This window comes from Lysobacter sp. 1R34A, from assembly GCF_051217035.1.
Classification (GTDB): domain Bacteria; phylum Pseudomonadota; class Gammaproteobacteria; order Xanthomonadales; family Xanthomonadaceae; genus Lysobacter.
In genome coordinates, this window is sequence record NZ_JBPKJP010000055.1 from 17,477 (window position 1) to 28,780 (window position 11,304).

An 11,304-nucleotide genomic window follows, 5' to 3' on the forward strand; every position below is an offset into this window, starting at 1 on the left:
CTTCATACCGGCGCGCTCACACTGCCGTCAGGCGCAGAGTCCATACGCAACTCCCCAGGTTCGCGTCGCCTCCGGCCCGCGGCGCGCATCCCGCCTTCTAATCCGGCCGGACGCGAGGTGTTTCGTGCGCATGCCTCATCCCACTCCGACTTCCGAGCCGCTGCCGTTCGAGCGCGACAGCGCCCTGCCGCGCAACCGCGCCGGGTACGAGCCGGCCATGGCGATCGCGCCCGCCGCGATCGCCGCTTTCGATGCCCTGGTGCACGAACTGCACCCCGATGCCGCGCGCGTCGACGCCGCGCGCCTGCAGCGCCTGGCGGGCTGGCTGGCGGCCCTGCCGGCGGACGAGGCCCGCCGCGTCGTCGACGAGCGCATGCAGAGCCTGCAGGACCTGCGCGCGATGGCCGCCGACCCGGCCTGGGACAGCGACGCGGCGATGCGGGCGCGGCTAGCCAAGTTGTTCGCCTACATCGACGACGACCAGGACCTGATCCCGGACAAGATGCCGCTGCTCGGCCTGCTCGACGATGTGCTGCTGATCGAGCTGGCCTGGCCGGCGTTCGCCGCCGAGGCCGGGGACTACCGGGATTTCTGCGTGTACCGGCAGGCCGAGCATCCGGGCGGCGACGCCGCCGAACAGCGCGCGGCCTGGGTGCGCGATCGCATCGCCGAGTTGTCGCTGTTGCAGCACCACGCCCGGGTCAACGACAGCCACTACGCCAACGGGCGTTCGCCCGAGCCGGTGTTCCGGGTCGCCTGAACGCCGTCCGGTCCCGCCGCTGCCCGGCGGCGGCACCGGCGTGCGGTCGGCGCCGAGCCGTGCGTTGTTCGGCGGTGGCTGCGGCGTGAACACGGCGGGACGCATCCGCCCGTCGGTCCGCAGGCGCCTTGTCGCAACCCGGCGAGATCGCCCGCTGCGCGGCCGGGCAAGCCTGTCAAGGCTTGCCGCCGGCCGCCGGGCTGATACCCTGCTGGTCGGCACGCAATCCGCTTGCCGTCCCACGGCTTGAATCCCCCGGTACGGCCGCAGAAACGGTACGCATGTCCGCTCCATTCGTTCATCTTCACCTGCACAGCGAATACTCGCTCGCCGATTCGACGATCCGCATCGGCGAACTGGTCAAACGCTGCGTCGCGCTCGGCCAGCCGGCCGTCGCGCTGACCGATATCGACAACCTCTTCGCCACGGTCAAGTTCTACAAGGCCTGCGAGGGCGCCGGCATCAAGCCGATCATCGGCGCCGATGTCGGCCTGGCCGACGGCAACGAGACCGCCTCGCGCCTGACCCTGCTGTGCCGCGACCGCGGCGGCTACCTGACCCTGTCGCGCCTGCTCAGCCGCGCCTGGATGGAAGGCCACCGCACCGAGGGCGTGGTGCTGCGCCCGGAGTGGCTGCGCGAAGACAACGAGGGCCTGTTCGCGCTTGCCGGCCGGCATAGCCTGGCCGGCCGCCTCGCCGCCGGCAGCCGGGTCGAGCTCGCCCATGCCTGGCTGGTCGATTGGCAAGGCGTGTTCGGCGACCGCCTGCATCTTGAACTGACCCGCACCCAGCGCGACGGCGAAGAAGCCTTCAACGCCTTTGCCATGCAGGCGGCGAGCAAGCGCGGCCTGCCGCTGATCGCCAGCAACGACGCGCGCTTCCTCGACCGCGAAGGCTACGAGGCGCACGAGGCGCGCGTGTGCATCGCCTCCGGCCGGGTGCTCGACGATCCCAAGCGCCCGCGCGACTACAGCGCCGAGCAGTACCTCAAGTCCAGCGAGGAAATGCGCGAGCTGTTCGCCGACGTGCCCGATGCGGTCGACAACGCACTGGCGCTGGCGATGCGCTGCAACGTCGAGCTCAAGCTCGGCGAATACGCGCTGCCGGATTTCCCGGTACCGCCCGAACACACCATCGAATCCTGGCTGCGCGCGCAATCGCGCGAGGGCCTGGTCAAACGCCTGGAAAAAAACCCGCTGGCGCCGGGCAAGACCCGCGAGGTCTACGACGAACGCCTGGAAATCGAGCTGGACGTCATCATCAAGATGGGGTTCCCCGGCTACTTCCTGATCGTCGCGGACTTCATCAACTGGGCCAAGGACCATGAAATCCCGGTCGGCCCCGGCCGCGGTTCCGGTGCCGGCTCGCTGGTCGCCTGGGCGCTCGGCATCACCGATCTCGACCCGCTGCCCTACGACCTGCTGTTCGAGCGGTTCCTCAATCCCGAACGCGTGTCGATGCCCGACTTCGACATCGACTTCTGCATGGACCGGCGCGACGAGGTCATCGACTACGTCGCGCAGAAGTACGGCCGCGACCGGGTCAGCCAGATCATCACCTACGGCACCATGGCGGCGAAGGCGGTGGTGCGCGACGCCGGCCGCGTGCTCGGCCATCCCTACGGTTTCGTCGACGGCATCGCCAAGCTGATCCCGAACACCCTGGGCGTTTCCCTCGACGACGCCCTGGGCGAGTCGGAAGCGGCGATCAAGAATCCGGAGCTCGCCTCCAGCGAACTGATCGCGCGCTACCGCAGCGAAGACGACGTGCGCGACCTGCTCGACCTGGCGCGCGAGCTCGAAGACCTGACCCGCAACGCCGGCAAGCACGCCGGCGGCGTGGTGATCGCGCCGAGCCCGCTGTCGGATTTCTGCCCGCTGTTCGCCGAACACGACGGCGAGGGCCGCGGCAAGAGCCCGGTGACCCAGTTCGACAAGGACGACGTCGAAGCCGTCGGCCTGGTCAAGTTCGACTTCCTCGGCCTGCGCACGCTGACGATCATCGATTGGGCGGTGCGCGCGATTAACAAGCGCCGCGCCCGCGAAGGCCTGGAACCGCTCGACATCACCGCGCTCGAGCTGACCGACCAGGCCACCTACGATCTGTTCGCGCGCGGCGACACGGTCGCGGTGTTCCAGTTCGAATCGCGCGGCATGCGCGAGCTGCTCAAGCGCGCCCGGCCCGACACCTTCGAGGACATCATCGCGCTCGCCGCTTTGTTCCGTCCCGGCCCGCTGGGCTCGGGGATGGACAAGGACTGGGTCGACCGCAAACACGGCAACGCCGAGGTCACCTACCCGCACGACAGCCTGGAACCGGTGCTGGGGCCGACCTACGGCGTCATCGTGTACCAGGAACAGGTGATGCAGATCGCCCAGGTCCTGGCCGGTTATTCGCTCGGCGGCGCCGACATGCTGCGCCGCGCGATGGGCAAGAAAAAGCCCGAAGAAATGGCGAAGGAACGCGCCAAGTTCGAGGCCGGCTGCGCCGAGCGCAACATCCCGGCCAAGCAGGCCAGCCCGATCTTCGACTTGATGGAGAAGTTCGCCGAGTACGGCTTCAACAAGTCGCACTCGGCCGCGTACGCGCTGGTCGCCTACCAGACCGCCTGGCTCAAGCGCCATTACCCCGCCGAATTCATGTCCGCGACCTGCTCGTCGGACATGGACAACACCGACAAGGTGGTCAACTTCCTCGACGAAGCGCGGGTCATGGGCCTGACCGTGCTGCCGCCGCACGTCAACGAATCGGACTACATGTTCGAGGCGATCGACGCCAATACGATCCGCTACGGCCTCGGCGCGGTGAAGGGCGTCGGCCGCGGCGTCTGCGAAGCGATCGTCGAGGCGCGCCGCGCCGGCCCGTTCGACGACCTGCTGGATTTCTGCAAGCGCGTCGACACCGGCAAGCTTAACCGCCGCGCGCTCGAAGCGCTGGCACATGCCGGCGCGCTCGACGGGCTGGGCCGCAACCGCGCCACCTTGATGCTGCAGTTGCCGGAAGTGCTCAAGGCCACCGACCAGCTCGCCAAGGAACGCGCCGCCGGCCAGGTCTCGCTGTTCGGCGGTTTCGAGGCGGCCGCGCCGGCGCTGCACCTCGACCTGCCGCAGGCCGACGAATGGCCGCTCGCGCAGATCCTGCACGGCGAGCGCGAAACCCTCGGCCATTACCTCAGCGGCCATCCCTTCGACCCCTATCGCGACGAGTTGCGCAGCCTGGTCGGCACCGACCTGGGCGAACTCGAAGGCATCTGGGAAAAACGCCCCGAGAGCGCGCGCAGCGGCTGGCGCCCGGAACTGGAAGTGATCGTCGCCGGCCAGGTGGTCGGCTTGCGCAAAAAGGGCGACAGCCAGATGTTCGTCCAGATCGAGGACGGCCGCGGCCGCCTGGAGTGCGCGTTCTTCGCCGAAACCTACAGCGAATTCGCCTCGATGCTCGCTCGCGACCGCCTGCTGGTGGTCCAGGGCGGTCTGCGCGAGGACGCCTTCAGCGGCGGCTTCGCCCTGCGCGCGGCGCGCTGCTGGGACTACGCGCAGGTGTGTTCGCGCCATGCCCAGCGCCTGTCGATGCGCCTGGACCTGCGCGTGCCCGGCACCTGGCAGCGCGTCGACGCCCTGCTCGCCAAGCAGCGACCCGGCCCGACCCCGATCCGCCTGGACCTGCTGCGCGACGGCGCGGCCGGTATGCTCGACCTCAACGGCGCCCAGTCGGTGCGCGTGGACGCCGACCTGGTCGGCATCCTGCGGGCGCAGCCCGGCGTGAAGGCGGTCAAGCTGACCTTGTCGAAGCCGTGGGCTCAGAGCTAGGAATGGGTGGATAGGAACGAGTGTTGAGAAACGAGTAACGAGTCGAGACCCCAAGCCCGAACACTCGTTACTCGTTCCTGTCCACTGGTTACCGCCCCAACCCGCCCGCCCCATGCCTCTCGGTACGGTCCCCCACCGTGGGCTAGACTGTGCCTCAACCCGGCCAACGGCCCGAGCATGAATCCGAATTACCTCGACTTCGAGCAGCCCATCGCCGACCTGGAAGCCAAGATCCAGGAACTGCGCCACGCCAGCAGCGGCCCGGCCGTCGACATCGACGCCGAAATCCACACCCTGCAGGACAAGCTGCGCCTGCGTACCGCGCAGATCTTCCGCGACCTGAGCTCCTGGCAGATCTCGCAGCTGGCCCGGCACCCGGCCCGCCCCTACACCCTCGACTACATCCGGGTGATGTGCGACGAGTTCCAGGAACTGGCCGGCGACCGCGCCTTCGCCAACGACACCGCGATCGTCGGCGGCCTCGGCCGCATCGCCGGCCGCAGCGTGGTCATCATCGGCCACCAGAAGGGCCGCGACACCAAGAGCAAGATCAAGCGCAATTTCGGCATGCCGCGTCCGGAGGGCTACCGCAAGGCGCTGCGCCTGATGAAGCTGGCCGAGCGTTTCCGCCTGCCTTTGCTGACCTTCATCGACACCGCCGGCGCCTGGCCCGGCATCGATGCCGAAGAGCGCGGCCAGTCCGAAGCGATCGCGCGCAACCTGCTGGAAATGGCCGAACTCAAGATCCCGGTGATCTGCACCGTGATCGGCGAAGGCGGCTCCGGCGGCGCGCTCGCGATCGGCGTGGGCGACCGCACCCTGATGCTCGAATACAGCACCTACTCGGTGATCACCCCGGAAGGTTGCGCCTCGATCCTGTGGAAGACCGCCGAGAAGGCCAAGGACGCGGCCGAGCAGCTCGGCCTGACCGCCAAGCGCCTGTACGAGCTGGGCCTGATCGACAAGATCGTGCGCGAGCCGATCGGCGGCGCCCACCGCAATCCCAAGCAGATGGCCACCCGCCTGAAGGCGGTGTTGCTCAACGAGCTCGACGCGCTCGAGCCCCTGCCGATCGAAGACCTGCTGCAGCGCCGTTACGAGCGCCTGCGCGGCTACGGCGCGTACGAAGCGGCCTGAGGGCCGCTCCGCACGGAACCGCGGACATGGACGTCCTGCTCAAATGGCTGCTCGGCAGCGCGTTCGCCTTGATCGCCGCGCTATGCCTGTTGCTGCAAGGCCTCTATTGGTACGGCGCGCGCGGCTTGCCCGAACCGCTGCCCGGCCCCAGCCGGCAATATCCTGACGCCACCAGAGTCCTGCTGTGGAAGCAGTTCGGCGGCCACGGTGAAATCTCGGTACGTAAATTCAACGCCATCACCTACCCGCTCACCGGTCTGGCGTTCGGGGCGCGTTACTTGCTTAACCCGAGCGAGGAACTTCAAGACCCGGCCGACGTGCGGGTACTCGAAATTGCTTCCAATTACACAGGCGACCTGATCGAACGACAGGCAAAGCCGCCATCGTCACCTATCGTCCATGACAGCAACGCGGGTTCGAATGCTGAGGCACTGCGGCGGCACTCGTACGATTGGTACTTTAAGGACACCGCGTTGTTCATAAAGCTCAGCCGCGAATGGCCGGCGACGCGCATGCTCGACATGGTGCTCGAACACGCCGATTACGGGCGCGGCACCACCGGCCTGGACGAAGCTGCGCACGCCTATTTCGGCGCGCCGGCGGAACGGTTGAGCCAGTTGGAGACCGTGGCGCTTTTGACCATGAAATTCGCGCCTGGTTATATCGACCCTTATTGCGATGCGACCGACTTTCGCGCGCATTTCGTCGCCGCTCTCGCCAAGTCCGATCTGGCTGCGGTCGAAGGCGATCCCATGCGGCCCTTGAGCCGCCTCAAACCCATCGCCTGCAAGACGCATTGACGCCGGAGCCGCGAAGCGTCATCGCGGCCTTCACCGACGCTGCCGGGTCAACGCAGCCTTCAACGACACGGACTCATCGACGCAAATTTCGGCGGCGCCGGTCTCACCAGGCCCGCTGATATTGCTCCGGCACGTGCGTGGTCGCGCCGAGTTCGCGCGCGGCGCGATGCGGAAAATACGGGTCGCGCAGCAGCTGCCTCGCCAGCAGCACCACGTCGGCCTCGCCGTCGGCGACGATGCGCTCGGCCTGTGCCGCCTCGGTGATCAGGCCGACCGCGCCCGTGGCGATGCCGGTCTCGCGCCGGATGCGCGCCGAGAACGGCACCTGGTAACCGGGTTCGTTCGGAATCCGCGCATGCGGCACCAGGCCACCGCTCGACACGTCGATCAGGTCGACGCCGAGTTCCTTGACGATGCGCGCCAGCTCGACGCTCTGCTCGATGTCCCAGCCGCCCTCGGTCCAGTCGGTCGCGGAAATGCGCAACCACAGCGGCAAGCGCTCCGGCCAGACGTCTCGCACCGCCGCCAGCACTTCGCGCAGCAGGCGGATGCGGTTGTCGAAGCTGCCGCCGTAGCGATCCTCGCGCCGGTTCGACAGCGGCGACAGGAACTGATGCAGCAGATAGCCATGCGCGGCGTGGATTTCGACCAACTGGAAACACGCATCCAATGCGCGCTGCGCCGCCGCGGCGAAATCGTCGACGACGGTGCGGATCTCGATCGGCTGCAATTCGCGCGGTTCGCTCGAGTCCTCGCGGAACGGCAACGGGGACGGCGCCACCGGCGTCCAGCCGCCGGCGTCGGCCGGCACTGCGTGGCCGCCGAGCCAGGGCGCCTCGACGCTGGCCTTGCGCCCGGCATGGCTGAGTTGCGCGCCGACGATCGCCTCGCGCGAACGCAGAAAACAGGTGACGCGGTGCCAGGCCTCGGCTTGCGAGGCGTTCCACAGCCCGGTGTCGGCCGCGGAAATGCGGCCTTCCGGCGACACCGCGCAGGCCTCGGTCAGGACCAGGCCGGCGCCGCCGACCGCCCGGCTGCCCAGATGAACCAGATGCCAGTTGTTGGGCAAGCCGTCGACGGCCGAGTACTGGCACATCGGCGATACGACGAGACGATTGCGCAAGTTCAGCGATCGTTGCGACAGCGGAGCGAAAAGCCGGGACACGGTGATTTGCCTGCCATGGATGTGGAGAAACGACGGTAATCCCCCGCGCCGGCGAGCGCAGCATCATCGATGGGTTGCTGCGTCCCGCGGCCATGGCACCATGCCGCGATGCCCTCCGCCGCCGCCGATACGATCACCGCCGCCCTGGGCGCATTGCCGCCGACGCCGCTGTGCGTGGGCTACAGCGGCGGCCTGGATTCGACCGCGCTGCTGCACGCTTTGGCCGCTTCGGCGCAGGCCCGGGCGCAGGGGCTGCGCGCCTGGCACGTGCATCACGGGCTGCATCCGCAGGCCGACGCCTGGGCGGCGCATTGCGCCGAAACCTGCGCCCGGCTCGGCCTGGAATTCAGCGTTTCGCGGGTATCGGTTGCGGCCGCGGGCGACGGCCCGGAAGCCGCGGCCCGGCGCGCCCGCCACGCCGCGTTCGCGGCCGGCCTGGGCGACGGCGAGACTCTGCTGCTCGCTCATCATCGCGACGACCAGGCCGAGACCGTGCTGCTACGGCTGTTGCGCAGGTCCGGGCCGGACGGACTGGCGGCGATGCGCGCCTGGCGCGATTGCGGCCGCGGCCGCCTGTGGCGGCCCTTGCTGGATCTGCCGCGCGCGGCCTTGCAAGCTTACGCCTCGGCGCAAGGGCTGCAGTGGATCGACGACCCCAGCAACGACGAACACCATTACGACCGCAATTTCCTGCGCCACCGCGTGTTGCCGGTGCTGCGCGAACGCTGGCCGCACGCCGATGCTGCCTTCGCCGCATCCGCCCGCTTGAACGCGCAGGCCGCCGAACTGCTCGACAACGAGGACGCGCTCGCCCTGGCCGAGGTGCGCAGCCTCGACCCGCAGGCGCTGTCGCGCTCGGGCCTGCGCGCGTTGCCGAGTGCGCGCCGCGCACGAGTGCTGCGGCGTTGGGTCGCCACGCTCGGCCTGCCGCCGCTGGCGGCCGAGGGCGTGGCCCAGGTCGAAGCGCGATTGCTCGATGCGCGCGCCGATGCCGAAGCCGAATTCGTCTGGCACGGTGCGGTAGTGCGCGCCTGGCGCGATCTGCTGCATGCCGAGCGCCAGCGACCGGCCCTGGCCGGCGACTGGCAGGCCGAATGGGACGGCCGCGCCGCGCTGGCGTTGCCCGATGGCGGCGAATGGCGCCTGCACGGCGCCGACCGGTTCGAGGCGCCTTGCCTCGCACACGGCCGCCGCGGCGGCGAGCGCATCGCCCTGCCGGGGCGCAGCCATCGCCATGCGCTCAAGCAGGCGTTGCAGGACCTCGGCGTACCACCGTGGGAGCGCCGCCGCCTGCCGTTGCTGTCGAGCGCCGACGGCGAACTGCTGGCGGCCGGCGACCTGCTGCTGTCGGCGCGCATGGACGCCTGGCTGCGCGAACGCGGCGCGCGCCTGGTCTGGGCTTGAACCGCGGCCCGGGGCCGCTTGGCGCCGCACCCTGCGACAGCCTGGCGCAGCCCGCGCGTGCGCCGCTGCATTGACCCTGCCCCTCCCCCGCCGCACACTTCTCCCATGCCTCGCAAACCCTCTACTGAAGCCTCGCCCGTCGCCGATTTCGAACAGTCGCTCGACGCCCTCGAGCAACTCGTCGACAAGATGGAACACGGCGAGATGAGTCTGGAAGATTCGCTGGCCGCGTACGAACGCGGCGTCGGCCTGTACCGGCGTTGCCAGACCGCGCTGGAACAGGCGGAGCTGCGCGTGCGGCTGCTGACCGACCCGCAGGACCCGGCCAGCGCCGAACCCTTCGCCTCCGCCAACCCCTCGGGCCATCCCGGCAACGACGCCGATGCTTGACGGCAGCTTGCGCGATTGGCGCGCACGCGCCGACGCGGCGCTGACCCGCGCGCTGCCTTCGCCCGACGACGAACCGCGCCTGCTGCACATGGCGATGCGCCACGCGGTGCTGCTCGGCGGCAAGCGCATGCGTCCGTTGCTGGTCCATGCCAGCGGCGCCTTGTTCGAGGTCGCGCCGTCGGTGCTCGATGCGCCGGCCACGGCGGTCGAACTGATCCACGCCTACTCGCTGGTCCACGACGATCTGCCGGCGATGGACGACGACGAACTGCGCCGCGGCCAACCGACCGTGCACGTCGCCTTCGACGAGGCCACCGCGATTCTCGCCGGCGATGCGCTGCAGTCGCTGGCCTTCGCCGTGCTCGCCGATACCGACAGCCACGACCGCATCCGCGTCGCCCTGCTGCGCACCCTGGCCGAAGCCGCCGGCGTCGCCGGCATGTGCGGCGGCCAGGCCCTCGACATCGACGCCACCGGCTCGGGCGTGCGCCTGGACGTGGCCGCGCTGGAGCGTGTGCACGCGCTCAAGACCGGCGCCCTGATCCGCGCCGCGGTGCGCATGGGCGCGCTGTGCGGCGATGCCGACCCGGGCTCGCTGGACGCACTGGACCGCTATGCGCGCGCGCTCGGCCTGGCCTTCCAGGTGCGCGACGACATCCTCGATGTCGAAGGCGACAGCCAGACCCTCGGCAAGACCGCGGGCAAGGACGCCGCGCAGGACAAATCGACGTTTCCGGCGTTGATCGGGCTGGAGGCTTCGCGCGCGCGCCTGGGCGAACTTGCGCAGGTCATGCACGCCGCGCTGGAACCGTTCGGCGAACGCGCCCACGCCCTGCGCGCGCTGGGCCGGATGGCGATCGAGCGCGATCGCTGATCCGGTTTCGCCGCCGCAAGCGTTGCGGACAGCTCAAATACTGGGAACGCATCGCCCAAAACAAAGGCGGACCGAAGTCCGCCTTTGTCGTGCCGCGATGAAGCGCGCGATCAGTTGACCAAGCGCAGCGTCATCGGATAACGGTAGGACTCGCCCTTGTTCGCGGCCAGTGCGGCCAGGATCGTCAGGATCAGCCAGGCCAGGCCGACGGCCAGCATCAGCAGGAAACCGATCAGCACGATGGTCAGGATCGCGCTGACGATGAAAGCGATCAACACGGTGATGTTGAAGTTCAGCGCTTCCTTGCCCTGCTCGGCCGCGAACGGCATGGTGTCCTTCTTGATCAGCCAAACGACCAGCGGGCCGAGGACGGAGCCGAAGGGAATAATCAAACCGACCAGCGTGCTCAGATGAGCCAGCATGCCCCAAGTCTTCTCGTCCTGACTGATATCGTTCATTACGCTTCCCCTACGTGTTGGATGGTGTCGACAGAAAAGTTCCGCGCCCACGGCTCGGCCCCCTGACGGGCATCATAAACCTTTCTTCGTCACAGTTAACTACGCCGGTCTGCGCTATAGGCGCCGGCGCGCAACGTCGGCCGGGGCGGTTTCCGGCCACTCGAACCGCTCGCGACGACGAGCTGCGGACCGGCGATCCGGTCCCGAGCCCGGCGGCCACCGCGCGATAGAGGCGCTCGATCAGCCCAGGCGCCAGCCGTCCAGCGGCGAAATGCCGCGGCTGTCGGGAAACACGCGCTTTTCCAGCACGCTCTCGGTCAGCCCGAGGTGTTCGATCGCGATGCCCTTGAACAGGCTGCGCAGGTCGCTGGTCGCGCGCAGGTCGCGGCCCTCGTTGAGTTGCGCCGGCGCCAGCCCGGGCCAATCGCCGCCGATGCGGCCGCCGCGCACCGCGCCGCCGCACAGCAGGGCCATGCCGCCGGTGCCGTGATCGGTGCCGCCGGTGCCGTT

At 69.1% G+C, this 11,304-nt stretch carries 10 protein-coding genes; 7 read left to right on the forward strand and 3 right to left on the reverse strand.

What is annotated here, in order from left to right:
- Window positions 1-130: 130 nt before the first annotated feature.
- The 4 genes from ACSAMQ_RS13090 to ACSAMQ_RS13105 all read left to right on the forward strand — a co-directional run bounded on the left by ACSAMQ_RS13090 (window position 131) and on the right by ACSAMQ_RS13105 (window position 6,503).
- On the forward strand, window positions 131-760 hold the full coding sequence (locus ACSAMQ_RS13090; protein WP_435396068.1) for a hypothetical protein: 630 nt from the start codon (window positions 131-133) through the stop codon (window positions 758-760).
- Between the two features lie 281 nt (window positions 761-1,041).
- Window positions 1,042-4,566: a DNA polymerase III subunit alpha gene (dnaE, locus tag ACSAMQ_RS13095; RefSeq protein WP_435396069.1), complete on the forward strand. Its 3,525-nt coding sequence runs from the start codon at window positions 1,042-1,044 to the stop codon at window positions 4,564-4,566.
- A gap of 177 nt (window positions 4,567-4,743) precedes the next feature.
- Entirely contained in the window at window positions 4,744-5,703 is a 960-nt protein-coding gene (locus ACSAMQ_RS13100) for an acetyl-CoA carboxylase carboxyltransferase subunit alpha (protein ID WP_435396070.1), read from the forward strand.
- A 26-nt stretch (window positions 5,704-5,729) separates the two neighbouring features.
- Window positions 5,730-6,503, forward strand: a complete 774-nt coding sequence (locus ACSAMQ_RS13105; protein WP_435396071.1) for a transglycosylase domain-containing protein — start codon at window positions 5,730-5,732, stop codon at window positions 6,501-6,503.
- A gap of 103 nt (window positions 6,504-6,606) precedes the next feature.
- Here the strand turns inward: ACSAMQ_RS13105 and ACSAMQ_RS13110 are convergent, their stop codons facing one another.
- Window positions 6,607-7,668, reverse strand: coding sequence for an NADH:flavin oxidoreductase/NADH oxidase (locus ACSAMQ_RS13110; RefSeq protein WP_435396072.1), 1,062 nt, complete (start codon window positions 7,666-7,668; stop codon window positions 6,607-6,609).
- Window positions 7,669-7,776: 108 nt separating this feature from the next.
- Between ACSAMQ_RS13110 and tilS the strand changes: the two genes are divergently transcribed.
- The 3 genes from tilS (at window position 7,777) to ispA (ending at window position 10,336) form a co-directional block, all read left to right on the forward strand.
- Window positions 7,777-9,072, forward strand: a complete 1,296-nt coding sequence (gene tilS, locus ACSAMQ_RS13115) for a tRNA lysidine(34) synthetase TilS (RefSeq protein ID WP_435396073.1) — start codon at window positions 7,777-7,779, stop codon at window positions 9,070-9,072.
- Window positions 9,073-9,177: 105 nt separating this feature from the next.
- Complete coding sequence (locus ACSAMQ_RS13120; RefSeq protein WP_435396074.1) at window positions 9,178-9,462, forward strand: exodeoxyribonuclease VII small subunit; 285 nt, start codon at window positions 9,178-9,180, stop codon at window positions 9,460-9,462.
- A complete protein-coding gene (ispA, locus tag ACSAMQ_RS13125) occupies window positions 9,455-10,336 on the forward strand; it encodes a (2E,6E)-farnesyl diphosphate synthase (protein ID WP_435396075.1) in 882 nt (293 codons plus the stop codon). Before ACSAMQ_RS13120 ends, ispA begins: the two co-directional genes overlap by 8 nt.
- 110 nt (window positions 10,337-10,446) lie before the next feature.
- Here ispA and ACSAMQ_RS13130 read toward each other — a convergent pair whose 3' ends face one another.
- Together ACSAMQ_RS13130 and ACSAMQ_RS13135 are read right to left on the reverse strand one after the other, a co-directional pair.
- Window positions 10,447-10,794: a DUF4870 domain-containing protein gene (locus ACSAMQ_RS13130; RefSeq protein WP_435396076.1), complete on the reverse strand. Its 348-nt coding sequence runs from the start codon at window positions 10,792-10,794 to the stop codon at window positions 10,447-10,449.
- A gap of 240 nt (window positions 10,795-11,034) precedes the next feature.
- Window positions 11,035-11,304: DUF1501 domain-containing protein (locus tag ACSAMQ_RS13135; protein ID WP_435396077.1), on the reverse strand; the 270-nt coding region annotated here is incomplete at its 5' end.

Excerpts from the sequence above, each read along its gene's own strand:
- ACSAMQ_RS13090 (WP_435396068.1), top strand. The coding sequence starts at position 131 with ATGCCTCATCCCACTCCGACTTCCGAGCCGCTGCCGTTCGAGCGCGAC.
- dnaE (WP_435396069.1), top strand. The coding sequence starts at position 1,042 with ATGTCCGCTCCATTCGTTCATCTTCACCTGCACAGCGAATACTCGCTC.
- ACSAMQ_RS13100 (WP_435396070.1), top strand. The coding sequence starts at position 4,744 with ATGAATCCGAATTACCTCGACTTCGAGCAGCCCATCGCCGACCTGGAA.
- ACSAMQ_RS13105 (WP_435396071.1), top strand. The coding sequence starts at position 5,730 with ATGGACGTCCTGCTCAAATGGCTGCTCGGCAGCGCGTTCGCCTTGATC.
- tilS (WP_435396073.1), top strand. The coding sequence starts at position 7,777 with ATGCCCTCCGCCGCCGCCGATACGATCACCGCCGCCCTGGGCGCATTG.
- ACSAMQ_RS13120 (WP_435396074.1), top strand. The coding sequence starts at position 9,178 with ATGCCTCGCAAACCCTCTACTGAAGCCTCGCCCGTCGCCGATTTCGAA.
- ispA (WP_435396075.1), top strand. The coding sequence starts at position 9,455 with ATGCTTGACGGCAGCTTGCGCGATTGGCGCGCACGCGCCGACGCGGCG.
- ACSAMQ_RS13130 (WP_435396076.1), bottom strand. The coding sequence starts at position 10,794 with ATGAACGATATCAGTCAGGACGAGAAGACTTGGGGCATGCTGGCTCAT.